Genomic DNA, 26610 nt, shown 5'->3' with positions numbered 1-26610 from the left:
TTCAGCGGAGCCCGTACCGTGACCGACTTCAACACCCTCGAACTGCAGATCGACCCGCGGGGCTTTGCCACCTTGTGGCTGAGCCGCGAAGAAAAGAACAACGCCTTCAACGCCGAGATGATCCGCGAACTGATCCTCGCCCTGGAGCAGGTCCAGGCCAACGCCGCCCTGCGCTTCCTGGTGCTGCGCGGCCGTGGCCGGCACTTCAGCGCCGGTGCCGACCTGGCCTGGATGCAGCAGTCGGCCCAGCTCGACTACGCCACCAACCTCGACGATGCCCGCGAGCTGGCCGAACTGATGTACAACCTGGCCAAGCTGAAAATCCCCACCCTGGCCGTGGTCCAGGGCGCGGCCTATGGCGGTGCCCTCGGTCTGATCGGTGCCTGTGACATGGCCATCGGCGCCGAGGATGCGCAGTTCTGCCTCTCGGAAGTGCGCATCGGCCTGGCCCCGGCGGTGATCAGTCCTTTCGTGGTCCAGGCCATCGGTGAGCGCGCCGCGCGCCGCTACGCCCTGACCGCCGAACGCTTCAGCGGCCTGCGCGCTCGCGAGCTGGGCCTGTTGTCGGAAACCTGTGCGGCCGGCGAGCTGGATCAACAGGTCACGGCCTGGATCGACAACCTGCTGCTCAACAGCCCGCAAGCCATGCGCGTGAGCAAGGAACTGCTGCGGGAAATCGGCAGCGGCGAACTCAGCCCGGCGCGCCGGCGTTATTGCGAAAACGCCATTGCCCGTATCCGCGTCAGCGCCGAAGGCCAGGAAGGCCTGCGGGCTTTCCTGCAAAAACGCCCGCCGAACTGGCAGGCCGAGTCCACCGCCAAGGAGCCGCGCTGATGAGCACGCCCGTGATCACTTCCATCCTGGTGGCCAATCGCGGCGAAATCGCCTGCCGGGTGATGCGCACCGCCAAGGCCCTGGGCCTGACCACCGTCGCCGTGCACAGCGCCATCGACCGTGATGCCCGGCATAGCCGCGAAGCCGATATCCGCGTCGACCTGGGTGGCAGCAAGGCCGCCGAAAGTTACCTGCAGATCGACAAACTGATCGCCGCCGCCCAGGCCAGCGGCGCCCAGGCGATTCACCCCGGTTACGGTTTTCTCTCGGAAAATGCCGGCTTTGCCCGGGCCATCGAGGCCGCCGGCCTGGTGTTCCTCGGCCCGCCCGCCAGCGCCATCGACGCCATGGGCAGCAAGTCCGCGGCCAAGGCCCTGATGGAAACCGCCGGGGTGCCGCTGGTGCCGGGTTATCACGGCGCGGCGCAGGACCTGGAAACCTTCCGCGCCGCCGCCGAGCGTATCGGTTATCCAGTGCTGCTCAAGGCCACCGCCGGCGGTGGCGGCAAGGGCATGAAGGTGGTCGAGGACATCAGCCAACTGGCCGAAGCCCTGGCCTCGGCCCAGCGTGAAGCGCAGTCGTCTTTCGGCGATTCGCGGATGCTGGTGGAGAAATACCTGCTCAAGCCGCGCCATGTCGAGATCCAGGTGTTCGCCGACCAGCACGGCCACTGCCTGTACCTCAACGAGCGCGACTGCTCGATCCAGCGCCGTCACCAGAAGGTCGTCGAGGAAGCCCCGGCGCCAGGCTTGAGTCCACAACTGCGCCAGGCCATGGGCGAGGCGGCGGTGCGCGCGGCCCAGGCCATCGGTTATGTCGGCGCCGGCACCGTGGAGTTCCTGCTGGATGCCCGTGGCGATTTCTTCTTCATGGAGATGAACACCCGCCTGCAGGTCGAGCACCCGGTCACCGAAGCCATTACCGGCCTCGACCTGGTGGCCTGGCAGATTCGTGTGGCTTGCGGTGAAACGCTGCCGATTACCCAGGAGCAGGTGCCGCTGCATGGCCATGCCATCGAAGTACGCCTGTACGCCGAAGACCCGGGCAATGATTTCCTGCCGGCCACCGGGCGCCTGGAGCTTTATCGCGAGTCGGCGCCAGGGCCGGGACGCCGGGTCGACAGCGGCGTGGCCGAGGGCGACAGCGTCTCGCCGTTCTACGACCCGATGCTGGGCAAGCTGATCGCCTGGGGCGAGACCCGCGAACAGGCGCGTCTGCGCTTGCTGGCGATGCTCGACGAGTTCGTGATCGGCGGGCTGAAAACCAACCTCGGCTTCCTCCGGCGGATCGTTGCCCATCCGGCGTTTGCCGAGGCGGAACTGGATACCGGTTTTATTCCCCGTTACCAGGAAGACCTACTGCCGCCGCCGGGGGCGCGTACCGATGAGTTCTGGCAGGTGGCCGCCCAGGCCTATATCCAGAGCCAGGTTCCCAGCGTACGGGCGGACGACGCGGCCTCGCCCTGGGCTCAAGGCAATGGCTTTCGTAGCGGGCTGCCGACGGAAACCGTGGTACACCTGAGCTGCGATGGCGAGGACCGGGCCGTCAGCCTGACGCCGGGCACTCGGCTTGAGCTGCACGGCGAATACCTGTCGACGGAACAGGCCGGCGTTCGCCGTCGGCATCGGCTGATCAGCGGTGCCGACGGGCTCTATCTGCACTGGCAAGGCGAATGCCACAAGATCTCCCGCTTCGATCCGATTGCCGCCGTCGACAGCGGCCACGGCCATCAGGGCGGCCTGAGCGCGCCGATGAACGGCAGTATCGTGCGGGTGTTGGTGGAAGTCGGGCAAAGCGTCGAGGCCGGGGCCCAGTTGGTGGTGCTGGAGGCGATGAAGATGGAACACAGCATCCGCGCGCCCCAGGCGGGCGTGATCAAGGCGCTGTATTGCCAGGAAGGTGAAATGGTCAGCGAAGGCAGTGCGTTGGTGGAGCTGGAATCCTGACTCTCGACTCGCCACGGACATTGTGGGAGCCGGCTCGCCGGCGATGAGGCCGGCACGTCTTGCATCGATCTTGCGGACGCCTGGGCTTTTGTGGGAGCGGAGCTTGCCCGCGAAGAACGATGACGCGGTATACCTGATACACCGCAGCGCATTCTTCGCGGGCAAGCTCCGCTCCCACAGGTGAACGCGTCACGAACGGAGCCAACCCTCAGAACTTCGCGGTCGCCTGCACCACCACGCCGATCACGCAACAATCCTCGCCAACCGGAATCTTCGGCCAGGTCGGGTTCAGCGGCTTGAGATAGGGTTGCCCACCCTCCTCCATCCACTGGCGGAAAATCGCTTCCTCCCCCTCCCGCAGGCGGGCAACCACCAGGCTGCCGGCCTTGACCTCCCGATCCGGGTCCACCAGCACCATCATGCCCTCGGGCACGCTGGTGCCGGACGGAGCCGTCATCGCATCCCCCACCACCTGCAACCAGAACGCCGCCGGGGCGTAATGATCGGTCACCTCGTAACGCCCGGCGTACTCGCCCTTCGCCGAGTCCTGCAACGTGGCAACCACCTGCCAGTCGCTGACCGGGTAACGAAACGCCGAAGTGATGTCGTAGACCTGCTCGTCCCGCTCCTCGGGGGCCTGGGCCGCCACCGCGCGGTCGCGAACCAGCAGGACCACCTCCAGGTGCCCGAGCCCGAGCGCCTGGAGGACCTTGTTCATCATCACGAGATCAGGCTTACGCCTTTTGTTCAGCCAATGACCGACACCGCCCTGGGTGATGTCCAGGCGTTCGCCAAGTTTTTCCTGCGAAAGACGAAGCTCTTCGAGCTTGGCCTTCACCAACGCTATCCATTTATCCATGGACGGAACAATACGGACAGTACTTCAGCGCTCAATACACAAAATGTATTGTTTGTGACAAGCAACGCAATACCAATAGTACTAATCTTGGAGAGTTGATTTGAACTTCCTCTGAAAGGCAGGCCCCTCATGACTTCCATCACGACAGAAAGCCCTCGAACCGACTCGAAAAGCCCCCTCGCATCCCTCAAGGATCGCGCCGCCGCCCAACGTGCACTCGACTATTATTTGAAACCAGCTGTTTCAACGGCCGCCTGCGCGGCGAACACCAGCGATGACCCCCTCCACCAGAAGCTCTTTGCCGTACGCGACGACCTGGATATCGAGGACGCCATGATCCAGGCCTCGGACCTGCTGCGTTGCGCGGCGGCGGCCGCCTACGAAGCCGCGAACAGCGCGAACCGCGACCTGGGTTGTTCGGTGGTGTACATGATCGACATGGCCAAGGCCCTGGTGGACCGCGTCGTGCAGATACAAACCCGCACGACGTGAGTCCGCCATAGCCAGGGGATAACCGACTTTGGGGAAGGAATGGGAAAATAATATCCGCGAAGAACGGGAAAAGACTTGATCTTCAAATGATAATGATTATTATTACTACAAGCTGATCGCGAGATCGGTCGATAACCCGGAGACCTTAGGTCGGACTCCTGGATTATCTCCTCATCAGGCTAATCACGGTTTTTGACCCGGCTTTTTGCCGGGTCTTTTTTTGCACCCGCTTTATTCGCGGGCTTGGCTTCAGGCTGATGAAGACAGGTGCACTGCCCTCTGGGTGGGCAGTCATGACCTCGCGCCTCGGCTAATACGCCATCGAGGTGTAGAGTAGCCGCCACAAAAAGCCTTTTCAGGTACTCACCCGTGGTTCTATCTCCTCTCAAAATCAGCAGCGACTTCGACAGCGGCAATATCCAGGCACTGGACACCAGCAACCCGCACCACCTGCTCCTGGCCATCGAGCCGGATACCCGCAGCCAGCACTTCCAGTGGTTCCATTTCAAGGTTGAAGGCCTGCGCGTGGGCGAGACCTACACCTTCGAACTGAGCAATGCCAGCCAGTCCTCCTACAACAAGGCCTGGACCGGCTACCGCGCCGTCGCCTCCTATGATCACCAGAACTGGTTCCGCGTCGACACCCGTTTCGACGGCGAAAGCCTGCATATCAGCCTGGTGGCCGAACAGGAGCAGGCCTGGTTCGCCTACTTCGAACCCTACAGCCGCGAACGCCATGACTGGTTGATCGAGCAGGCCCTGACCCACGCCGGCACCGAGTTGCTGGCCGTCGGTAAAAGTGTCGAAGGCCGGGATATCCAGCTGTTGCGCAAGGGCAACGGCGCCGAGGGCCGGCGCAAGGTCTGGATCATCGCCCAGCAGCATCCGGGCGAGCACATGGCCGAATGGTTCATGGAAGGCGTGATCGAGCGCCTGCAACAGGAGGACGATGCCGAGCTGCGCGACCTGCTGACCCGCGCCGACCTTTACCTGGTGCCCAATATGAACCCGGACGGGGCCTTCCACGGGCATCTGCGCACCAACGCCATGGGCCAGGACCTGAACCGTGCCTGGCAGAACGCCAGCCAGGAAATCAGCCCCGAAGTCCTGTTCGTCCAGCAGCAGATGGCCAAGCATGGCGTCGATCTGTTCGTCGATGTCCATGGCGACGAGACCATCCCCTATATCTTCACCGCCGCCTGCGAAGGCAACCCCGGCTACACACCGCGTATCGCCCAGTTGGAAAGCCGCTTTCGCAGTCATCTGAGCGCGCTCACGGCGGATTTCCAGACCACCCACGGCTACACCCGCAGCCTGCCCGGCCAAGCCAATATGACCCTGGCCTGCAACAGCGTCGGCCAGCGCTACGACTGCCTGTCGCTGACCCTGGAAATGCCCTTCAAGGACAACGACGACGCCCCGGACCTGCACGCCGGCTGGTCCGGCCAGCGCTCGAAGCAGTTGGCCAAGGACTTGCTCAGCAGCGTCGCGGATATCGTCGAACACCTGCGCTGAAGCGGCACGGTGGTGCAAGGGCCCGCGCCATTGCACCCCGCGCCGAAGCCCCTCAGCCGGCCGTGCAGGCGGGTGGAGCCTCCACTTGCGCCACCAGCCGGGCAATCAACCAGGACGCCGCCGGACCTGGCGGCGTGTCGGTTCGATAAATCGCATCAAGCCCATAAGGGCCGCCGCGCATATCCGGCAGGTCCAGGCTGACCAGGCGCCCACTGGCCAGGTCCTCGGCCACCATCGGCGCGGGCATGTTGCCCCAGCCGACCCCTTCGCGCAGCAGCATCAACTTCGAGCCCAGGTCCGCCAGGCGCCAGGTGCGGGTGCCGAGCACGCCGAACTCCTGGTTGCGGGTCAGGCTCGAACGGTCCGAGAGCACCAATTGCACATGCTCACGGCCAGCCCCGGGCAGGTTCACACCCTGGGCCAGCGGATGACTGGGCGAGGCCACTGAAATCAGCTGGACGCTGCCCACCCCGACCCGCTCCAGCCCCGCCATGCCGCGACTGAAAAAACCACTGACACCGACACTCGCGCGCCCCTCCAGCACCAGTTGCGCCACCGCCCCCAGGGCCTCCACGTGCAGGTGCAGGAGCACCGTGGGGAATTGCGCGCGAAAGCCCTTGAGCACATCCACCAGGCGCGCCGCCGGCAGCATCACATCGACCACCAGGTGAATTTCGGCTTCCAGCCCCTGCAGCAGCCCCTTGACCTTGGCCCGCAAGCCATCGATGCCACTGTAGATGGTCCGCGCCTCGGTCAGCACCGTACGGCCGGCGTCGGTCAACTGCGGCTTGCGCGTGGTGGTACGATCAAACAACTGCACCCCCAGTTGCAGTTCCAGATTGGCGATGGTGTAGCTGATCACCGAAGTGGCGCGACTGAGCTTGCGCGCGGCCGCGGCAAAACTGCCGGTTTCGACCACGGTCAGCAGCACCCGCAGTTGGTCGAGGGTCGGTGTGCCGGGATTGGGAATCATGGGGTGGGCTCCTGGAGGCGTTCGATATTTTCGAACCTAATCCTCGAAATTATTCGGCTATTGCGTACGTTAGCGCGATGGCAGACTGCACACCACTCCGACGCACCATGGTGGTCGCGTCGCTCTCATAGGTACAAGTCCATGTCCAACACCGCCAATGCCAACTCCGCACTCCACAGTCAATCCGACAGCGCCAGCGCTTCGGCTGCCATCGCCCTCGCCGGACGCGTCCTGCTGGCCGCGATCTTCCTGCTCTCGGGCTTCTCGAAGATCGCCAACCCGGCCGGTATGATCGGCTACATCGAATCGGTGGGCCTGCCCCTGCCACAGCTGGCGCTGATCGCGGCGATCGTCGTCGAAGTCGGCGGCAGCCTGCTGTTGATCCTCGGTTACCGCACCCGCGCGGTCGCCCTGGTCATGGCACTGTTCACCGTGGTCACCGCCCTGGCGTTCCACAATCACCTGGGCGACCAGAACCAGTTCATCCACTTCTTCAAGAACATCGCCATGGCCGGTGGCCTGTTGCAGGTGGTCGCTTTCGGTGGCGGTCGCCTGAGCCTGGATGCCCGTCGCAAAGCCTGACCGGGCGGTTATAAAACCGGTCCTTGGCCTCGCCGCGCCGGACACGATGTGCAAGGATGTTCCCTTGCACAGCGTTGTCTGCCGGCCCGCCAAGGATTTTTCATGACTGCCCTCACCGCCCACGCCCCGGTCAAACCGGGACGCCTGGAACAGATGTCGACCCGTATCGCCTTCTTTATCGCCGGTTTCGGCGTCGCCGCCTGGGCACCGCTGGTGCCTTACGCCAAGGCCCGCGCCGGGCTCGATGAGGGCACCCTGGGGCTGTTGCTGTTGTGCCTCGGGGTCGGCTCGATCATCGCCATGCCAGTGGCCGGTGCCCTGGCCTCACGCTTCGGTTGCCGACGGGTGCTGAGCGTCGGCACTTTGCTGATCTGCCTCGCGCTGCCGCTATTGGCCACGGTCAGTTCGATTCCCTGGCTGGTGGCCAGCCTGTTTCTGTTCGGCGCCGGGCTCGGCGCGGTGGACTCCACCGTCAACCTGCAAGCGGTGATCGTCGAGCGCGCCAGCGGCAAGACCATGATGTCGGGCTTTCACGGGCTGTTCAGCCTCGGCGGGATCTCCGGCGCCGCCGGGGTCAGCACGCTGCTGGGCCTGGGGCTGTCGCCCCTGGGAGCGATTGGCGTGGTGATCGTGTTTCTGCTGGCGGCGCTGTACAAGGCCGCCCCGCACCTGTTGCCCTATGGCAGTGAAAGCTCGGGACCGGCCTTTGCCGTGCCCCATGGCGTGGTGTTGTTTATCGGCCTGCTGTGCTTTGTGGTGTTCCTCGCCGAAGGTGCGATGCTCGACTGGAGCGCGGTGTTTCTCAGCGCCGAGCGCCAGGTCGCGGACGCCTATGCGGGCCTCGGCTACGCGGCCTTTGCCCTGACCATGACGGTCGGACGGCTGACCGGCGATGCCATCGTCCGGCGTCTGGGGGCGAAAAAAGTGATTGTCTTCGGCGGGCTGACCGCCGCGGCCGGCCTGGCCCTGGCCACGCTGGTGCCGGCCTGGGAAGCCGCGTTGATCGGTTATGCGCTGGTGGGCGCCGGGTGCTCGAATATCGTGCCGGTGCTGTACACCGCCGTGGGCAAGCAGAAGGTCATGGCGGAAAACATCGCCGTGCCGGCGATTACCACCCTGGGGTATGCGGGGATTCTGGCCGGACCGGCGGCGATCGGTTTTATCGCCCATGCCAGTTCGTTGAACCTGGCCTTTATGGTGATCGCGATGATGCTGGTGGGAGTGGCGGTCAGCGGGCGAATCCTGCGCACCTGAAATGACACAACCTTCGTAGGAGCCGGCTTGCTGGCGATCCAGGCGACGCGGTATGACAGGACACCGCGTCGATTCCATCGCCAGCAAGCCGGCTCCTACAGGATGGGGTCAGCCATCAGCCGATCAGAACCCAACACTGGCCTGCACAAAGAAGGTCCGTGGCTCACCCACGTAGATCCCCGCATTGTTGTCGCTCGACCGGGTGAAGTACTGCTGGTCGAAGACGTTACGCACCCCCGCCCCCAGTTTCAGGTTCGACAGCTGCGCGCCGAAGTCATAGGCACCGCGCAGATCCCAGGTCATGTAGCCGGGAATATTGCCGTACTGGCCGTCAGCGGTCGGCGTGGTGATGTAGTTGCCGTTGAAGCTGCCGTCGGCGTTGCTCCCGGTCCCCGGCGCGCGCTGGGAAGACCGGGCGAAACCGTCGAGGTTGTAGGTCCAGCGATTGACCGCATAACGCAAACCGACATTCAGCACCTCCCGCGAGTACAGCGGCAGGTCACGGCCCTTGAAGCCCGGGATATCGCCCTGGGAGGTCGCCTTGGTGTAGGTCAGGCCGACATTCGCGGTCAGGCCCTCGAGCGCCGGGTTGAGGTCCGCCAGGTTGTAATGCGCGGAGGTTTCAAGACCCCGGTGAGCGGTGGCGCCCAGGTTGGTCCAGCCCACATCGTTGCTGACGTATTGCAGCTCATCGGAGAAGTCGATGTAGAACAACGTCATCTCTGCGCCCCAGGTGCCGTTGTCATAGCGCGTGCCCAGTTCGTAGGTCTTGGCCTTTTCCGGTTGCAGGCCATTGGCCGTGCTGTTGCCATTGCCACCCTGGGCAATCTGGAAATATTGCAGGCTGCCGAAGGAGGTTTCGTAGTTGGCGAAGACTTTCCAGGCATCGGAGAGGTGGTACATCACGCTCAGGGCCGGCAGCGGCTCGTTGCTGTCGACGCTGCGGAACTTCTCCTGGACCGGCACGTAGTTGGTCCCCGGCACGGCCCGATCATGCCAGTTGCTGCTGATGCGCTCGAAGCGGATACCCGGGGTGATGGTCCATTTACCGATATCGATCTTGTCATCGAGGTAGAAGGCATTGGCCTCGGTGCCGCCGGTGCGGTCCTGGTAGATATGCCCGTCGGAGGTCGGCGTCAGGGTCGGCACGCCGTTGACCAGGGCCACGCGGCTGGTGGCCTCATGCATGCCTTCCTTCAGGTAGCGGTAGCCGACGCTGACTTCCTGGGTGGTCGGGCCCAGGTCGAAGACGTGGGACGCCCGTGGCTCGATGCCAAAGGTGTAGTAGCTGCGCGGGTAGGCGCTGAGGGTCTGGAGGTCGCGGGCGGCGATATTGCTGCCACGGAAACTGTCGGTGTAGTAGGTCAGCACTTCGACCTGGGTCTGGTCATCCACCTGCCGTTTGTACTTGAAGGAGATATCCTTGCGCCGGCCGGTGAAGTTGTCGTAGTTGCGCACCGACTGGTAAGGATTGGCGTCGTACTGCTTCTGGGTCAGGCCGCCGGGCATGTCCGCATTGGCATCGTAGTAATGCAGGTTGAGGGAGAAGTCGTCCTGGTCGGTAGGCGCCCAGTGGGTCTTGAGCAGGACATCGTTGATGTCGTTGCCGTTGTTGCTTTCCCGATAACCCTCGCCCTTCACGCCGGAATACAACAGCGCCGCGCCAAAACCGTTGTCCGCGGTGCCGCCGAGGAACGCCGTGTCGAGGTGCTTGACGCCACCGTAGCGCGAAGTTTCCAGGGTGCTGCCGATCTCGCCGGAAAACTTCTCGGGGATCGCCCGGGTCACGAAGTTGATCACGCCGCCGACGTTCTGCGGTCCATAACGCACGGAACCGGCACCGCGTACCACGTCGATGCTGTCCAGGTTGCCGACCGACACCGGGGCCATCGACAACTGGGGCTGGCCGTACGGGGCGAACGCCGCCGGCACGCCGTCGATCAGCACGGTGGAACGTGGCGACAGACGGGACGTCAGGCCGCGCACGCCGACGTTGAGGGAAATATCGCTACCGCCGGTGCCGTTGTTTTCCTGCACCTGCACGCCGGGCACGGTACGCAGGGCGTCCTTCACGTTCATCGCGCCCTGCTCGACCATCGCCTGGCGACGGATCACGGTCCGCGCCCCCGGATGGTTCTGCACAATCGCCTGGTCGGCGTCGCCGAGCCAGTCACCCACCACCTTGACATCCAGCGGCGCCAGTTCCAGGGCACCGGCGGTGGCCGGCGCGGCGGCACGCAAGGTCACCGAGCCGTCCTTGAGGTCATAGTCCAGGCCGCTGCCGCGCAGCAGCACGTTCAGGGCTTCTTCCGGCGACAGCTTGCCGTCGACCGCCGGGGCAAGCTTGCCGGCCACCAGTTGCGGGCTGAAAAACACTTGCAGGGAGGTTTGCTGTCCCAACTGACTCAGGGCCGACGCCAGGGGCTGGGCCTGGATATGGATGGCCGCGTCCGCCTGAGCCGCCTGGCTCAGGGGGGCAACGGCACTGATCGCCAGGGCCAGGACAAAGACCGGGGAACTGGGCAGTGCGTTGCGGATCGCCTGGTAAAGCGCGTTGGGTGTGTTGTTCACGTCTGACCTTGTCCTGTAGTTCGCCATTGCATGCGACTGTTAATGCAAACCAGTTGCAGTTGGACAAGAAGACGAAGAACTAGAAAAAAACCTGAATCTATTTTGCAATTATTTCCTGGGCACCGTCGGCACGGGTCCTGACGGCCACTGGCAGGATGCTCGGCAAGGCCCTGAGCAGGGCCTCGGTATCGTTGAGCTTGAACACGCAGGTCAAGCGCAGATTGCCCACCGCCGGAGAAGCGACACCCAGGGGCTTGTCCCGGTGACGCGAGACTTCCTGCACCACATCGCTGAGGCGGGCATTGTTGAAGACCAGCTTGCCGCTGCGCCAGGCGGTGAGTTCGTCGGCGTTCACCGCTTCCGCCGCGGCCACCCGGCCCTGCTCATCGACCCGGGTGCCCTGGCCCGCCGTGAGGTTGACGAAATCCCCATCCGCCGCGTCGCGACCCTGGACCTTCACCGTGCCCGCCTCGACCACCACCCGGGTCTGCGCCGGATCGCGGCGCACATCGAAGCGCGTGCCAGTGACCGTGACCTTGCCGACCCCGGCCCGGACCACGAACGGGCGACTGCTGTCATGCTCGACACTGAACATCGCCTCGCCCTGCTCCAACTCGACCTCACGGCGGTCGCGCTGGTAATGCACGCGGACCCGGCTGCGGCTGTTCAGGTCGATAATCGAACCGTCGGGCAAGGCCACGTGTCGACGCTCACCAAGCACGCTGGCAAAGGTCGCGTCATAGGGCGCCGGATGATTCAGGCCGCTGAACAGCCCCAGGGCCAAGGCCACCGCGACCACCCCGGCGGCCACCACATAACGCAGCAGCGGCCGGCGCTTGAGCCGCGCTGGAGGCTCGTCGCAGAGCGCCTGCAAACGCGCCTGGGGCAGCAGGTCGGTGGCGCTCCAGAGTCCCTGGAGCAAGTCGAACTCATCCTGATGCAACGGATGCTCATGGCGCCAGGCGTCGAATTCGGCCTGTTGCCCGGCGCTCAACGGCGCCTCCCGGACCCGCACGAACCAGGTGGCGGCCTCATCGCGAACCGTGGCGCTATCACGATTCTCCATCATGCAAAATCCTTGTAGGAGCGAGCTTGCTCGCGATAAACGTCAACGATAACGCGGAGCCTCTGACTGACCGCAGTGCCCTGGAGATCATCGCGAGCAAGCTCGCTCCTACGGGTAGAAACGCACGGGAGCCTCATTGATCCGCTCCATCCAGGCGCTCGCGCAGATGCCGCAGGGTGCGAATCATATACTTCTCCACCATATTCTTGGACAGCCCGAGGCGCTCGGCGATCTCCGCCTGGGTCAGGCCCTCGATCTTCTGCCAGACAAAGGCCTTGCGACAATTGACGGGCAACTCGCCCAGGGCCCGCTCGATGGAGTCGGCAAGCTGGATGGCGTGCATGAAATGCTCCGGGTCGCCGGTAGGCGGTGCGCTGTGGTCAATCGCTTCCAGCTCCAGGGCCCCACGCCGGTCTTCGCGACGATAGGTATCCACCGCGATATTGCGCGCGGTCTGGTGCAGATAGGCCCGTGGTTGCTCGACGCCGGCGGCCTGGCTTTCCAGTACCCGCACAAAGGTATCGTGGGCCAGGTCCTCGGCTTGCTGACGGTTTCTCAGCCGACGGGTCCAGGTGCCGATCAACTCCTCGTAATGCTCGAAAAAACCGGGTCTGCGGGGTGGAGGGAGATTCATGGCGACAGGCTATGAAGGCGGGACGCAAATAGTAATGCTTCCTATTAATAGCCGCAATTGATTCCGGTGCTCGCCCTTCTCAACGGCTCAGCGCAGTCCGTCAGAGCGCAAAGCTGTCGATAATTGCCTGTTTGACCAGCAGCACGGCGCCATCCGTCTGCGCATGGGTGCGCCAGCCAAGCTCGATGGGATAGTGCGGCAGGTCGATCGGACAGGGGAGCATCTGGATATCGCATAACCCGGCGATCGCCCGGGCGGCATGGGTGGGCAAGGTCGCCACCGCCGACGAGCCCTTCAACAGGAAGGGCAATGCCGCGAAATGCGTGGTGGCGGTGACGACCTTGCGGCTCAGGCCGCGAGCCGCCAGCCCCTCGTCGACGATGCCGATAAAGCCCCCCGAGGAAATCAGGATATGCTCGCGGGCCACATAGTCCTGCAGATCGAGGGCTGTCCTGTCGCCCAGGCTGGCGCGATCCACCAGGCAGGCATAACCGCCCTCCCCGAGCAACTGCCGACCCAGCAGCCGATTGGGGATGCCGCCGGCGGTAATGGTCAGATCGAACTGGCGCTCCATCAGGGCATCGACCGCGATCTGGCTGTGGGTCTGGCGAAAGATCAGCCGCAGGTTTTTCGCCCGTTGCGCCACGGTTTCAATCAGCTGGCGACCGAGGGCGATTTCAAAGTCGTCGGACAGGCCGATGGTCACCGAACGCCCTTCATAACCGGCCAGGGACGGCTGAACCAGGGAAAAACTCTGGCGACATTTGTTCAAGGCGTCGGAGATCACCGGCTTGAGCTGGTTGGCGATCAGGGTCGGCGACAGGCCTCGGCCGGTGCGGACAAAGAGTTGATCGCCGTACATCGCGCGCAGGCGATTCAAGGCGGCGCTGACCGCCGACTGGGTCAGCCCGAGCTGCAACGCCGCGCGACTGGCGCTGCCCTCGTCATGCAGGGCCTCGAAGACCTTGAGCAGGTTGAGATCGGTATTGTTGATATTCATCCGGCTTGTACTGCTTGCAAGTAAGGCAGCCAGATTAATACATCATCCCCAAGGCGTCGCGACCTGCCTCAGCCGCTCAACCCGGGTTGCCGGCCGGCTCAGTCCCCTTCGCCTCTTCCAGCAAGGCCCGGATCACCCTTTCCTGCTCGGCATAAGCGCCTTCGCCAAAATGGCTGTAGCGCACCTGGCCCTTGGCGTCGATCAGATAATGCGCCGGCCAGAACTGATTATCGAAGGCGTGCCAGATCCTGTAGTCGCTGTCGACAGCCACCGGGTAGCCGATGCCGAGCCGCCTGACCTCCCGGCGGACATTGGCCGGGATTTTTTCCTCGGCATATTCAGGGGTGTGCACCCCGATCACCACCAGCCCGTCCCGGGCATACTTTTTCGCCCATTGATTCACATAAGGCATCGTGTGCAGGCAGTTGATGCACTCGTAGGTCCAGAAGTCCACCAGCACCACCTTGCCGCGCAGTGACTCGCGGCTCAGGGGCTCGGAATTGAGCCATTCGACCGCCCCGGCGAGGGAAGGCATCGGGCGTTCGCTGGCGGATTGCGCGCTGACCCTGGCGACGATGTAGTCGGTCACCGCCGAGACCGTTCGCAGAACTCCTTGCTGGATCTGGCCGCCTGCCGGGGAAGTGCTGCTGACCCCCCCGGCCATCAGCACCGCCGCCAATACGGCGGTACCACCCGCCACGCGTCGCCACCCGGCCATCCGTCAATCCTCGACGATCAGCGTGACATCGACATTGCCGCGAATGGCCCGTGAGTACGGGCACGTCTGGTGGGCGCGATCCACCAGGCTTTGTACCTGCTCGCGGGAGAAGCCCGGGATGGCGATACGCAACTCGGCCTCAAGGCCATAGTGGCCGGCGGCGTCCTTGCCCAGGCCGACCTTGCTGGTGACCCGGGTGGTGGCCGGCAAGACCACTTTGTCCTGGGCCGCCGCCAGCTTCATGGCCCCCAGGAAGCAGGCCGAGTGGCCGGCGGCGAACAGTTGCTCGGGATTGGTCCCGGGGCCGCCGGCACCACCCAACTCGCGGGGCGTGGACAACGGCAGATCCAGCGCGCCATCGGTAGAGAGGGCGCGACCTTCACGGCCACCGGTCACGGAAGTCTGGCCGGCATAAAGAACGGTTTCGAGGGACATGCTGTACTCCTGGGGTTTGAGGGAATCGACTGGACGTAGTTGAACGCCAGCCTGTATCGCCTCTGTGTCCCGATTGCCCTCAACGTTAACCCAGTGTTTCCAGGGGCAGCCCAGACACAGTGCGATACAAACCGCCCGAGCATGGGTCGTCGCGCCGGCGGATATTGCCCGGACTCCCCCCACCGCCCCTGGGGTGCACCCAGGTCAGTCCTTTTTGGAATGATCCCTGGACCTTAATTCGTTTGAACCCGCCCCCCACCACCCGCAGAATTCAGCGCAAGTCCAGTCATCCCGATTTTGCGGAGTACCACCCCATGAGCACCGCTGTCTTCGCCCACCCCGACGAGATCCGCGCGCAGTTTTCCCGTGCCATGTCGCAGATGTACAAGACCGAAGTGCCGCTCTACGGCGCGCTGATGGAGTTGGTCGCGCAGGTCAACGAACAGGTGCTGGGCAACAATGCCCAGGTCGCCGAAAGCCTGCGCCAGACCGGCGAGATCCGTCGCCTGGACATGGAACGCCACGGCGCCATTCGCGTCGGCACGGCGGCGGAACTGGCGACCCTGGCCCGACTGTTCGCGGTGATGGGCATGGAACCGGTGGGTTATTACGACCTGACTCCGGCCGGCGTGCCGGTGCATTCGACCGCCTTTCGCGCGGTGCATGAAACGGCCTTGCAGGTCTGCCCGTTCCGCGTCTTCACTTCGCTGCTGCGCCTGGAACTGATCGAGGAAGACGGGCTGCGGGAATTCGCCGAATGGATCCTCAGCCGGCGGAATATCTTCACCCCGCGCACCATCGAACTGATCGAAAAGGCCGAGATGAATGGCGGCCTCGATTCCGCCGATGCCGCCGAGCTCGTCCAGCAGGCACTGGAAACCTTCCGTTGGCACAACAGCGCCACGGTGTCCCTGGACGAGTACAAAAAGCTCAATGCCCAGCATCGGCTGATCGCCGATGTGGTGGCGTTCAGGGGGCCGCATATCAACCACCTGACCCCGCGCACCCTGGACATCGACGCGGTGCAAGCCGCCATGCCGGGCAAGGGCATCACCCCCAAGGCGGTGATCGAAGGCCCGCCCCGCCGTGAGTGCCCGATCCTGTTGCGCCAGACCAGCTTCAAGGCGCTGGAGGAGGCCATCACCTTTATCGGCCAGGACGCCAGCGAAACCGGCAGCCACTCGGCCCGTTTCGGCGAAATCGAACAACGCGGCGCGGCACTGACACCCAAGGGCCGCCTGCTCTACGACCGCTTGCTGAACGCCGCGCGGGAGGAACTCGGTGACTTCCCCAACGAGGCCAATGCCGCGCGTTATGACCAGATCATGGCGAACACCTTCAAGGCCTTCCCCGACAACTACAGCGAGATGCGCAAGCAGGGGTTGGCGTACTTCCGCTACTTCCCCACCGAGAAAGGCATTGCGGCACGTAGCAGCGAATTGCCGCTGCGGGAGCTGGAAGCCTTGATCGAAGCCGGCCAGGTGAGTTTCGAGCCGTTGGTGTATGAGGACTTTTTGCCGGTGAGCGCGGCCGGGATCTTCCAGTCGAACCTGGGGGATGATGCCCAGGCGCATTACACCGGCAGCTCCAACCGCGAGCAGTTCCACCAGGCGCTGGGGCGTGAAACCATTGATGAGTTGCAGCTGTATGCGGCGACGCAACGGCGTTCGTTGTTGGCATGTTCGACCCGGTTGAATATCGCGCCGTTGGTCTGATCCATACGTGTGAACGCTGCATAACCCTGTAGGAGCCAGCTTGCTGGCGATAGCGATTTTCCAGGCACCGGCGATCTCGGCTATCAGATCGCATCGCCAGCAAGCCGGCTCCTACAGGGACCGCGTTCGGGTCGTGGCCCGCTACATCGCCTGCCCGGCCATCAACTCATTCAGCGCCACCACCAACGGCGCCCGCACCGACGCCCGCTGCCAGACAATCCCCAAAGTCCGAAACAGCCTCGGCTCCGGCACTTCCCAACGGCGCACACCCTGCGCCTCGTGATTGGCCTTCGGCCGGTCAGGCACCAATGCCACCCCCAGTCCCTCGGCGACGAACTTGACGATGATATCAATGCCATCCAGCTCGAACTGGGACTTCGGCTTGAGACCATGCCCCTGCAGATAAGCCTCCACCAGCTTGCCGCCGACCACCTTGCGGCTGAAGCGGATAAACGGCTCTTCAACAAGGGTCGCCAGCACATCCTCGACCTGCATCGCCGCCGGGGTAATCAGCACCAGCGGTTCCTCCACCAACGCCACCCACTCGCAGCTCTTGGGCAAGGCGAACAACGGATGCACGATCAACGCCGCATCCAGGTCGCCGCTCACCACCTGCTCCATCAACTCCTGGGAATTACCGGGCTCGATATAGATCTCGATCTCGGGATAACGTCGACGCCATTCATGCAGCGACGGCGGCAGCAGTTGCATCAAGGCATATTGGGTCGCCCCCAGCCGCAGGGGCCCGACCGGCAGCACACCGCTGGAAGCACTGGCCCGCAGGTCGCGGGCTTCGCGGACAATCAGCCGCGCCCGCTCGATAATCCGATGGGCCGCCGCGGTCGGCTTCACGGTATGCCCGCTGCGTCTGAGCAAGGCATTGTCGAGCTGTTTTTCCAGGGCCTTGATCTGCTGGGCCACGGTGGTCGGCGCCAGGTCCAGTTGACGCGCCGCCGCGGCAATGGAACCGCAGTCGATCACCGCCAGGAAAGTTTCGAGAAATAGAGTGTCCATCCACGGATTTTACGTTGTTCAACCCCGTGAACAAGCGCTTTTCAAGGGCCGCGGAAAACCGCAGATTAGGCCTTTGCCCACCCAGGAGCGCGACATGACCTCACAGCCCATTCAACTGGCCGATATCGAACAGGCCGCCCTGCGTATCCAGGGGCACGCCGTGGAAACGCCATTGCTGGAATTCCACAGCCTGAATGAACACTGCCAGGGCCGGGTGCTGGTCAAGCCGGAAGTGCTGCAACGAACCGGCTCGTTCAAGTTCCGTGGTGCCTACAACACCCTGGCCAGCCTCAGTCCCGAAGAACGCGCCCGTGGCGTGCTGGCCTTCTCCTCCGGCAACCATGCCCAGGGCGTGGCTTGCGCGGCCAGGCTGTTGGGCATCCAGGCGACGATCCTGATGCCCAGGGATGCACCCGCCTTGAAGATCCGCCGCACCCGCGAATATGGTGCCCAGGTGGTGCTGTTCGACCGCGAGACCGAAGACCGCGAGGCCATCGCCGCGACACTGACCGCCGAAAGCGGCGCGGTGCTGGTCAAGCCCTACGATGACCCACGGGTCATGGCCGGCCAGGGCACCCTGGGACTGGAGATCGCCCGCCAGGCCCGGGCGCTGGGCCTGCGTCCCGACGTGGCCCTGGTGCCCTGCGGCGGCGGGGGCCTGATTGCCGGGGTCAGCGTGGCCCTGCACAGTCAGTTTCCCGAGGTCGCGGTGTATGCGGTGGAACCGGAGGGTTTCGATGACACCGGGCGCTCCCTGGTCGCGGGCAGCCGGCAAAGTATCCCGCCGGGCGGCCATTCGATCTGCGATGCGATCCTGACCGCGGCACCGGGCGAGTTGACCTTCGAGATCAATCGCCGGCTGCTGCGCGGCGCATTGACGGTCACCGACGCCGAGGTCCGCTTCGCCCTGAGATGGGCGTTCGAGAATCTCAAGCTGGTGGTCGAACCGGGCGGCGTGGTCGGCCTGGCGGCGTTGCTGGCCGGGCGCATCGTGCTGGAAGGTCGCTGCGCGGTGGTGGTGTTGTCAGGGGGCAATGCCGACCCGGCGCTCTTCGCCAATGCATTGCTGACGAACGATTGAACGACGTCGGTGCAGGAGTGACGGCTTCCGCACCTCAGGCCTTCCCTTCCAGCGCCTGCAAGCGCCGATACAAGGTGCGTTCGCTCATCCCCAGGGTTTTCGCCAGTTCGCTGCGCGAGCCATCGAACATCGCCAGGGCGTGGGCCAATTGCTCCAACTCGTTGCGCCCACGCCGTCGCTGGGGTGCCGCCGACGCGGTTTCACGCCTCAGTTCGGCGGGCAGATCGGCCAGCCGGATCACCCCATCGTCGGTAAACAGCCGGGCCCGCTCCAGCACATTGCGCAGTTCGCGGATATTGCCCGGCCAGTCATGCAGCCCCAGGGCCTTCATCGCCGGCGGGTCGATACGCGGCACCGCCGTCGGCGCCAGGCGTTGCAACAGGCTGTCGATCAGCAACGGCAGGTCGTCGCCGCGCTCGCGCAGGGCCGGCAGGCGAATCGGAAAGGCGCTGATGCGGTAGAACAGGTCCTGGCGAAAACTCCCGGCCGCGACCATGTCCTTGAGCGGCTTGTGGGTCGCGCAGACCAGGCGGAAATCCGAGTGCACGGTACGCAGGCTGCCCACCGGGCGAAAGCTGCCGGACTCGATCAGGCGCAGCAACTTGACCTGCATCGCCAACGGCACCTCGCCGATCTCGTCGAGAAACAGCGTGCCGCCATGAGCCGCCTCGGCCAGGCCGATCTTGCGCTGCACGGCGCCGGTGAAGGCGCCCTTTTCGTAACCGAAGAGCTCGCTCTCCAACAGGGTTTCGGTCAGGCCGGTGCAATCGACCACCACCAGCGGCCCGCCGGCCCGTGGACTGCCCTCGTGGAGGGCGCGGGCAAAGAGTTCCTTGCCGGTACCGGACTCGCCTTGCAGCAACACCGGAATCGGCGACGGCGCCGCCCGTTGCAAGGCACTCAAGGCCTCCTTGAACGGTGCCGAGCGACCCACCAGGCCCTGATGCTGCGGCTGGGCCGAGGCCACGGTGACGGTGTTCAAGCGTTCGACATAACCCACCACTTCGCCCTGCGCGTCCAGCAACGGCCGCAGTTCCACGTCGACATGCTCGGGGCCACGGGGCGTGTGGTGAATATGCAGGACCCGCTCGGGCAAGCGGCTTTCATGGGCCTTGCGCATGGGGCAATGCTCGCCGGCCTGGTCGCAGGGCACCGCGAACTGATGGGAGACCCGAAAGCATTTCGCGCCGACATGGGGACGGCCCTCTACCCCGAACTGACGCTGGTAGGCGGTGTTGGCGGCGACGATGTTGTAGTCGGTGTCGAGGACGATGGTCGGCTGGAGGTCGTGTTCCAGATAGGACACCAGGGCCCGCATATCGGCTCGGGCAAGATCGGTGGCAAGGATGGTCATGGCAACTCCCGGGTGGAGGCAGGAGCTTAATCCATGCCAATGCTTTCTGCCATTAGCTGCCATCGACTGCCAGAATGACTGCCAATTTATCTGCCAAATGCTTCTAAATCAGAAAACGTCGGCGAATAGGTTGATATAAATCAGCAAACACAGCAGAAAATAAAAACCCCAGCTTGGCATGCTTATTGAACTCTTTGTCAGACAGGACCGGGACATTGAACACACCGCCTAACCTGTAGGAGCAGGGCTTGTCGGATCGCCGCACCGCCGCGAAGGGGCCCCTGAGAACGCTAAAAGCTTCGCGGGCAAGCCCTGCTCCTACAGGACCGTGTGAACCCCATCCCCGCCGATGACACCAGGAGTACGCAATGACCTTTGGCGACAAGCTAGCCGTAGAAGCCTTTTTCGATCCCGATACCTGGACCATCAGCTACCTGGTGCTGGACACCAGTACCCGCTGCTGCGCACTGATCGACAGCGTGCTCGACTACGACCCCAAGTCCGGGCGCACCCGCACCGCATCAGCCGATCGCCTGGTCGCCAGGATCCACGAACTGGACGCCCGGGTGGAATGGATCCTGGAAACCCACGTCCACGCCGACCACCTCTCGGCGGCGGCCTACCTGAAGGAACAACTCGGCGCCAAGGTCGCCATCGGCAGCCATATCACCGTGGTCCAGCAGGTATTCGGCGAGCTCTTCAATGCCGGCAGCGACTTCCAGCGCGACGGCAGCCAGTTCGATGTGCTGCTGGGGGACAATGCCGAATTCAGCATCGGTACCCTGAAGGCCCGCGCCCTGCACACGCCAGGACATACCCCGGCCTGCATGAGCTACCTGATCGAGTCCGGCGACGAACGGGTCGCCTTTGTCGGCGACACCCTGTTCATGCCCGACTACGGCACCGCCCGCTGCGACTTCCCCGGCGCCGACGCACGCACCCTCTATCGCTCGATCCGCCAACTGCTGGCGCTGCCACCCCAGACCCGGCTGTTCATGTGCCACGACTACCTGCCGGGCGGTCGCGAGCTGCGCTACATGACCACCGTCGCCGAACAGCGCGCGGACAATATCCATATCCATGAGGGCATCGACGAAGACAGTTTCGTCAGCATGCGCGAGGCCCGCGACGCCACCCTCGATATGCCGGTGCTGATGCTGCCGGCGGTGCAGGTCAACATGCGCAGCGGCCACCTGCCCGAGCCGGAAGCCAACGGCGTGCGCTACCTGAAGATCCCGCTCAATGCCCTCTGAACCAGGACCCGACACCATGTCTTCGACTGCCGTTTCCCATCACCAGATCCTGATCGTCGGCGCCGGCGCGGCCGGTATCGCCGTAGCTGCCAGCCTGCTGGCCAGGGCGCCGGACCTGGATATCGCGATCATCGACCCGGCCGACACCCATTATTACCAACCCGGCTGGACCCTGGTCGGCGCCGGGGTGTTTCGTCCCGAGTCGACCGCCCGGCCCATGGCGTCACTGATTCCCCGTGGCGTGCGCTGGATCAAGGCGGCGGTCAGCGCCTTCGGCCCCCACGGCCACGAAGTGGTGCTCACCGACCAGAGCCGGGTCGGCTACGAACAGTTGATCGTCTGCCCCGGCCTGAAACTCGACTGGACGGCCATCGACGGGCTCGAAGAGACTCTCGGGCGCAATGGCGTGACCTCCAACTATCGCTACGACCTCGCGCCCTACACCTGGAAACTGGTGCAGGAGCTCAAGGAGGGCGAGGCCCTGTTCAGCCAGCCACCAATGCCGATCAAATGTGCCGGTGCGCCGCAGAAAGCCCTGTATCTGTCCTGCGATCACTGGCTCGGGAGCGGACGCCAGGAGCGGATCAACGCGCGTTTCTTCAACGCCGGCGCCGTGCTGTTCGGCGTGCCCGACTATGTCCCCGCGCTGATGGAATACATCGACAAGTACGCGATCGACCTGCAATTCGGCCATAGCCTGGTGGCGGTCAACGGCCCGGCGAAACAGGCGACCTTCGCCCGCACCCTGGCCGATGGCACCCGGGAAACCCTGGTCCGCTCGTTCGATATGCTGCATGTGGTGCCGCCGCAGGTGGCCCCGGACTTTATCCGTTCAAGCCCTTTGGCCGACGCGGCCGGCTGGGTCGATGTCGATCCGGCCACCCTGCAACACCGTCAGTTTTCCAATATCCACGGCCTGGGCGACGTGACCAACACCAGCAATGCCAAGACCGCCGCCGCCGCGCGCAAGCAGGCGCCGGTGGTGGCTAACAACGTGCTGGTGGCCCTCGGCCGCCTGCCCCGGCAGGCCAGCTACGACGGTTATGGCTCGTGCCCGCTGACGGTGGAGCGCGGCAAGATCGTTCTCGCCGAATTCACCTACGGCGGCAAGCTGGCGCCGACCTTCGCCCCCTGGTTGCTGGACGGGCGCAAGCCGACGCGGCTGGCCTGGTGGCTGAAGGAGCGGATCCTGCCGCCACTGTACTGGCGCGGCATGCTCAAGGGCCGTGAATGGCTGGCGCGGCCGACATTGACGGCGGCCAAAACCCAACCATGAACGAACATCTTTTTCTGGGGGCGGGACTGGGTACGCTGATCGGCGCGATCCTGGCCCTGACCGGGGCCGGCGGCGGCATTCTCGCGGTACCGCTGCTGGTGTTCGGGCTGGGTTTGTCGATGGTCGAAGCAGCGCCCATCGGCTTGCTCGCGGTGGGTCTGGCGGCGGGTGTCGGGGCCTTGCTCGGCTTGCGCCAGGGGATTGTCCGCTATCGGGCAGCGGCCTATATCGCCGGGGTCGGCGTGCTGCTGACGCCCCTGGGGTTATGGCTGGCCCATCATCTGCCCAACGAGCCGCTGGCCCTGGGGTTTGCCGCGGTGATGGTCTATGCCTGCGGCCGGATCTTCCTCAAGGCCCGCAAGGAATTGCAACACGGCCGTCCGGCGCCGCGACCGGGCTTTCAGCCCTGTGTGCTGAATCCGTTGCAAGGCCGGTTGCGCTGGACCCTGCCCTGCGCCCGCGCGCTGACCGTGACCGGCATGCTCTCGGGATTGTTGTCGGGGCTGCTCGGGGTCGGTGGCGGTTTTGTCATCATCCCGGCGCTGACGCGTTATACCAACCTGGACAGCAAGAGCATCGTTGCCACGTCCCTGGCGGTGATTGCTCTGGTGTCGTTGGGTAGTGTGGTCACGGCCACATTGTCCGGGGCCATGCACTGGTCAGTCGGTGGGCCGTTTGCGGTGGGGGCGGTGGTCGGGTTGGTGCTGGGGCGCCAGGTTGCCGGGCATCTGGCCGGGCCCCGATTGCAGCAACTGTTCGCGCTGGTCGGGGTGATGGCGGCGGTGTTGCTGGCAGTGGGGGCGCTGGGGTTCTCGTTCTAAACCATAGGCTTTTGGCGATCTCAAGGACCTCTTCGCGACTGATCCCCCCTCAAGTCCGACTGCGCAACCACTGCATAAACCCGCGCTTCTCCACCGGTTTGGGCACTTCGCGAGTGAAGTTCTGCACCGCGCTCAAGCGCCGGTCGAGCAGGCTTTTCATGGCCTCGCCGATATCGTGCCGGGCTTCCAGGCACGGCTTGAGGTACTCGTTTTCAATGCGATACAGCACGCAGTCGGTCTTGGCGGTGAAGTCCGCCACCACCGCCATGTCGGCCAGCACCCCGGCCTCGCCGATCACCTCGCCCGGCCCCATGCGCCCGGCCTCCATCGGCACGCCGCCGCGCAACAGCGTCACCGAGACCACACCGGACTCGATGATGAACAAGTGATCGCTGACCTCGCCGCGGGCCATGATCTCGCTGCCGGCACGGAACATCTGCGCCTGCATGTTCTCGCTGAACGTATCCTTCTCCTCCGAACGCAAGGTGGAGAAAATCGAAGAGCTTTCCAACAACCTTCGCGCACGCGATAAATTCACCGGCGCGGCAGTCTCCCCGCTCGACAGCAGGCTCACCCCCGAAGCGCGCAAATGGCGGAACGCCAGGTCGTAGAGCTGATTGCGCACTTCGCGCTTCTCACCCATGGACACCACAAAACCGTTGATTTCGTATTCAGCGCCCTCGGCACTGGAGCTTTTCAGCGTCACGCAAGGCGCCGGGGTCGGCAGCAAGGCGCGGCAGCCGAGCATGGCCCGCTCCAGGGCATCGATCACCACCTGGGGCCGGGAATGCGGGCTGACCTGGACACTGATGGACAGGCCATGCATATCGCTGGGCCGGCTGAAGTTGACGATCTTGGCCTTGGCCGCGAGGGAGTTGGGCACCACCGCCATGCTGCCCTGGGAGGTCTGCAGGCGCGTGGCGCGCCAGTCGATATCGACGACCCGGCCTTCGGTACCGTCGATGGCCACCCAGTCGTCGACCTGATAAGGCTTGGTGGCATTCAGCACGATCCCGGAGAACACATCGCTGAGGGTGCTCTGCAAGGCCAGGCCGACAATGATCGCCAGGGCCCCGGACGTCGCCAGCACGCCCTTGACCGGCAGGTCGAGCACATAGGCCGCCGCCGCGACAATGGCGATCAGGAAGATGATCGCCCCGAGCACATCCTGCACCAGCCGTCCGGCATGCCCGACCCGCTGCATCATCACCGTGCCGAGCAGCACCGTCAGGGTCCGTGCGCCGAACAGCCACCAGCCGATCTGCAAGCCGGTGGCCGCCAGGTGCCGGGGGATGTCATCCGGCCAGGGCGGGGTCTGCAAGGGGTTCATGCCTTCGTTGAACAGCAGCAGGCTGAACAGTGAGAACACCGTCAGGCGCACCGCCAGTTTCCAGGTATCGCTCTTGCTGCCCATCAGGTGCCACAACAGCAGATCGATCACGATCAGCAGAAAAGCGCAGGACAGGGGATGTTCAGACAACAGGTCAAGCATCGAGCCACTCCATGAAAAGAAACCGTCGGCGACGCGAAGATCGCACAGAACGGCTTCATGGAGTTATAGCTTTATATTCGAAGTGGTGGGCGGCCCTCGGGGAAGGAGGACCGCCTGGCGGCGTCAGTCGTGCATCTGCCCGAAGCGCCCGGCCTGGAAGTCGGCAAAGGCCTGGTGGATCTCGGCTTCGCTGTTCATCACGAAGGGGCCGTGGCCGACAATCGGTTCGTCAATCGGCTCGCCGCTGAGCAGCAGCACCACGGTATCGCTGTCGGCGTGCAGCGACACGTCGCGACCGGCCCGCTCGAAGACGACCAACTGCCCCGGTTGCGCCAGTTGCTCGCCATTGACCCGCACACCACCGCGCAGGACCACCAGCACCGTGCTGCGGCCTTCATGCAGGTCCAGCGCCAGGGTTTTCCCGCCGGCCAGACGGATATCCCAGACATCCATCGGTGTGAAGGTCCGCGCCGGCCCCTGCCGGCCGTCGAACTCACCGGCGATCAGGCGCAGGCTGCCGGCCTGGTCCTTGAGGGGAATCCTGGGAATATCGTTGTCGAGAATGCCCTTGTAACCGGCCGGTGCCGACTTGTCCCGGGCCGGCAGGTTGACCCACAACTGGACCATTTCCAGGCGGCCGCCGCGTTTGGCGAAGGCTTCGGAATGGAACTCCTCGTGGATGATCCCCGCGGCGGCGGTCATCCATTGCACGTCGCCCGGGCCGATCACGCCGCCGGCACCGGTGGAATCGCGGTGCTCCACTTCACCGTCATAGACGATGGTCACGGTTTCAAAGCCGCGATGGGGATGCTGGCCGACGCCACGGCGCTGGGTGGTGGGAGTGAAATCAGCAGGTCCAGCGTGGTCCAGCATCAGGAACGGGCTGATGTGCTGGCCCAGGTTGTCATAGGAAAACAGCGTGCGCACCGGAAAGCCATCACCGACCCAATGGCCCCTGGGGCTGGTGTAGAGACCAAGAATCTTTTTCATGGGTACCTCCATCAATATGGGGCACAGCTTAGATTCAACTGATTTTTGGCGCTAGACGGCAAAAATCAGCTTCATCGTTCCACTACTGGAACGACCACCCACAGAGCCCAGGATGCTGGATTAATTTATATTTCAGACATAATATGAGGCAAAATATTACGAACATAATTTTTTATATCAAGAAAGGAGCCGTCCATGCAGACCCCGAACCGCGACGTCACGCTCGCCCAATGGATCGCCGAGGAACAGGCCATGCGCGAGCGCCTGCAAGGCCCCGGCAGCCTGACCCTGGCCGAAGTCAGCCAGCTGACGCCGGCCGAGTTCTTCAACGGCATCGGCAACGGCGAACTGCCCTCGCCGCCGATCGGCAGCTTGCTGGACTTTATCCCCATCGAATGGGCCGAGGGGCACTTCGTGTTCCAGGGCACCCCGGACTCCCGCCATTACAACCCGCTGGGCAGCGTCCATGGCGGCTACGCGGCGACCCTGCTCGACTCGTGCATGGGTTGCGCCATCCACACCCGCCTGCAAAAGGGCCAGGGCTATACCACCCTGGACCTGCGCATCAGCTACGTGCGGGCCTTGACCGACAGCAGCGGGCCGATCCGCGCCGAGGGCAAGATCGTCCACCTCGGCCGCTCCACCGCCCTGGCCGAAGGGCGGATCTATGACGTCGACGGCCGGCTTTATGCCACCGGGTCGACCACCTGCATGATTCTCCAACCGCGCGGCTGA

General features: G+C 64.2%; 23 protein-coding genes and 1 pseudogene. 12 read left to right on the top strand and 12 right to left on the bottom strand.

The genetic code is table 11. The annotated features are described in order from the left end of the window. Positions 1-18: 18 nt before the first annotated feature. Positions 19-834 carry a gamma-carboxygeranoyl-CoA hydratase gene (locus tag M5C71_RS09820; protein ID WP_218224897.1) on the top strand — a complete coding sequence of 272 codons (816 nt, stop codon included), beginning with the start codon at positions 19-21 and terminating at the stop codon, positions 832-834. Then, positions 834-2780, top strand: coding sequence for an acetyl/propionyl/methylcrotonyl-CoA carboxylase subunit alpha (locus M5C71_RS09815; RefSeq protein ID WP_248767726.1), 1947 nt, complete (start codon positions 834-836; stop codon positions 2778-2780). The genes M5C71_RS09820 and M5C71_RS09815 overlap by 1 nt, the downstream gene beginning before the upstream one ends. A 208-nt stretch (positions 2781-2988) precedes the next feature. Here the strand turns inward: M5C71_RS09815 and M5C71_RS09810 are convergent, their stop codons facing one another. Beyond that, entirely contained in the window at positions 2989-3639 is a 651-nt protein-coding gene (locus tag M5C71_RS09810) for a LexA family transcriptional regulator (protein ID WP_103499590.1), read from the bottom strand. Positions 3640-3768: 129 nt separating this feature from the next. Here M5C71_RS09810 and M5C71_RS09805 point away from each other — a divergent pair, with 129 nt between their 5' ends. Together M5C71_RS09805 and M5C71_RS09800 are read left to right on the top strand one after the other, a co-directional pair. Then, complete coding sequence (locus M5C71_RS09805; RefSeq protein ID WP_103499591.1) at positions 3769-4131, top strand: DUF3077 domain-containing protein; 363 nt, start codon at positions 3769-3771, stop codon at positions 4129-4131. Positions 4132-4500: 369 nt separating this feature from the next. Next, a complete protein-coding gene (locus M5C71_RS09800; RefSeq protein WP_248767725.1) occupies positions 4501-5646 on the top strand; it encodes a M14-type cytosolic carboxypeptidase in 1146 nt (381 codons plus the stop codon). 52 nt (positions 5647-5698) lie between these two features. Here M5C71_RS09800 and M5C71_RS09795 read toward each other — a convergent pair whose 3' ends face one another. Continuing rightward, positions 5699-6619 carry a LysR family transcriptional regulator gene (locus M5C71_RS09795; RefSeq protein WP_152736937.1) on the bottom strand — a complete coding sequence of 307 codons (921 nt, stop codon included), beginning with the start codon at positions 6617-6619 and terminating at the stop codon, positions 5699-5701. Positions 6620-6760: 141 nt separating this feature from the next. On the opposite strand from M5C71_RS09795, the gene M5C71_RS09790 reads away from it, so the two are divergent. Both M5C71_RS09790 and M5C71_RS09785 read left to right on the top strand, forming a co-directional pair. Further along, positions 6761-7201 (top strand): DoxX family protein, encoded by a 441-nt coding sequence (locus tag M5C71_RS09790; RefSeq protein WP_103499594.1) that lies wholly within the window; start codon positions 6761-6763, stop codon positions 7199-7201. Positions 7202-7303: 102 nt separating this feature from the next. After that, positions 7304-8455, top strand: coding sequence for an MFS transporter (locus M5C71_RS09785; RefSeq protein WP_248767724.1), 1152 nt, complete (start codon positions 7304-7306; stop codon positions 8453-8455). Between the two features lie 123 nt (positions 8456-8578). Here M5C71_RS09785 and M5C71_RS09780 read toward each other — a convergent pair whose 3' ends face one another. The 6 genes and pseudogenes from M5C71_RS09780 to M5C71_RS09755 form a co-directional block, all read right to left on the bottom strand. After that, positions 8579-11026 (bottom strand): TonB-dependent receptor, encoded by a 2448-nt coding sequence (locus M5C71_RS09780; protein ID WP_248767723.1) that lies wholly within the window; start codon positions 11024-11026, stop codon positions 8579-8581. Positions 11027-11123: 97 nt separating this feature from the next. Further along, positions 11124-12095 (bottom strand): FecR family protein, encoded by a 972-nt coding sequence (locus tag M5C71_RS09775; RefSeq protein WP_248767722.1) that lies wholly within the window; start codon positions 12093-12095, stop codon positions 11124-11126. A 130-nt stretch (positions 12096-12225) separates the two neighbouring features. Beyond that, positions 12226-12726, bottom strand: coding sequence for a sigma-70 family RNA polymerase sigma factor (locus M5C71_RS09770; RefSeq protein ID WP_152736941.1), 501 nt, complete (start codon positions 12724-12726; stop codon positions 12226-12228). A 100-nt stretch (positions 12727-12826) separates the two neighbouring features. Then, complete coding sequence (locus M5C71_RS09765; protein WP_103499599.1) at positions 12827-13726, bottom strand: LysR family transcriptional regulator; 900 nt, start codon at positions 13724-13726, stop codon at positions 12827-12829. Positions 13727-13802: 76 nt separating this feature from the next. Next, positions 13803-14444: pseudogene (locus M5C71_RS09760) on the bottom strand (thioredoxin family protein); the annotation flags it as partial. 3 nt (positions 14445-14447) lie between these two features. Beyond that, entirely contained in the window at positions 14448-14879 is a 432-nt protein-coding gene (locus M5C71_RS09755; protein ID WP_103499601.1) for an organic hydroperoxide resistance protein, read from the bottom strand. Positions 14880-15193: 314 nt separating this feature from the next. Between M5C71_RS09755 and M5C71_RS09750 the strand changes: the two genes are divergently transcribed. Beyond that, entirely contained in the window at positions 15194-16594 is a 1401-nt protein-coding gene (locus M5C71_RS09750; protein ID WP_248767721.1) for a VOC family protein, read from the top strand. A gap of 141 nt (positions 16595-16735) precedes the next feature. On the opposite strand, the gene M5C71_RS09745 is transcribed toward M5C71_RS09750, so the two are convergent. After that, a complete protein-coding gene (locus M5C71_RS09745; protein WP_248767720.1) occupies positions 16736-17608 on the bottom strand; it encodes a LysR family transcriptional regulator in 873 nt (290 codons plus the stop codon). 94 nt (positions 17609-17702) lie between these two features. Between M5C71_RS09745 and M5C71_RS09740 the strand changes: the two genes are divergently transcribed. After that, complete coding sequence (locus tag M5C71_RS09740) at positions 17703-18689, top strand: threonine/serine dehydratase (protein ID WP_103499604.1); 987 nt, start codon at positions 17703-17705, stop codon at positions 18687-18689. 34 nt (positions 18690-18723) lie between these two features. Here the strand turns inward: M5C71_RS09740 and M5C71_RS09735 are convergent, their stop codons facing one another. Then, positions 18724-20043, bottom strand: a complete 1320-nt coding sequence (locus tag M5C71_RS09735; protein ID WP_103499605.1) for a sigma 54-interacting transcriptional regulator — start codon at positions 20041-20043, stop codon at positions 18724-18726. A gap of 368 nt (positions 20044-20411) precedes the next feature. Between M5C71_RS09735 and M5C71_RS09730 the strand changes: the two genes are divergently transcribed. The 3 genes from M5C71_RS09730 to M5C71_RS09720 are packed head-to-tail and all read left to right on the top strand — an operon-like array spanning position 20412 to position 23393. Then, positions 20412-21296, top strand: coding sequence for an MBL fold metallo-hydrolase (locus M5C71_RS09730; protein WP_103498099.1), 885 nt, complete (start codon positions 20412-20414; stop codon positions 21294-21296). A 16-nt stretch (positions 21297-21312) separates the two neighbouring features. Continuing rightward, positions 21313-22572 (top strand): FAD/NAD(P)-binding oxidoreductase, encoded by a 1260-nt coding sequence (locus M5C71_RS09725; protein WP_248767719.1) that lies wholly within the window; start codon positions 21313-21315, stop codon positions 22570-22572. Further along, positions 22569-23393 carry a sulfite exporter TauE/SafE family protein gene (locus tag M5C71_RS09720; protein WP_103498100.1) on the top strand — a complete coding sequence of 275 codons (825 nt, stop codon included), beginning with the start codon at positions 22569-22571 and terminating at the stop codon, positions 23391-23393. The genes M5C71_RS09725 and M5C71_RS09720 overlap by 4 nt, the downstream gene beginning before the upstream one ends. Positions 23394-23442: 49 nt before the next feature. On the opposite strand, the gene M5C71_RS09715 is transcribed toward M5C71_RS09720, so the two are convergent. Together M5C71_RS09715 and M5C71_RS09710 are read right to left on the bottom strand one after the other, a co-directional pair. Next, entirely contained in the window at positions 23443-24885 is a 1443-nt protein-coding gene (locus tag M5C71_RS09715) for a mechanosensitive ion channel domain-containing protein (RefSeq protein ID WP_103498097.1), read from the bottom strand. A 123-nt stretch (positions 24886-25008) separates the two neighbouring features. Then, positions 25009-25875 carry a pirin family protein gene (locus M5C71_RS09710; protein ID WP_248767718.1) on the bottom strand — a complete coding sequence of 289 codons (867 nt, stop codon included), beginning with the start codon at positions 25873-25875 and terminating at the stop codon, positions 25009-25011. Between the two features lie 195 nt (positions 25876-26070). Here M5C71_RS09710 and M5C71_RS09705 point away from each other — a divergent pair, with 195 nt between their 5' ends. Then, complete coding sequence (locus M5C71_RS09705) at positions 26071-26610, top strand: PaaI family thioesterase (RefSeq protein WP_103498096.1); 540 nt, start codon at positions 26071-26073, stop codon at positions 26608-26610.

This window comes from Pseudomonas sp. MWU12-2345 (assembly GCF_023242385.1).
GTDB lineage: Bacteria > Pseudomonadota > Gammaproteobacteria > Pseudomonadales > Pseudomonadaceae > Aquipseudomonas > Aquipseudomonas gingeri_D.
Note: the sequence above shows the minus strand (reverse complement) of the source record. Positions and strands in the feature narration are given on the sequence as shown.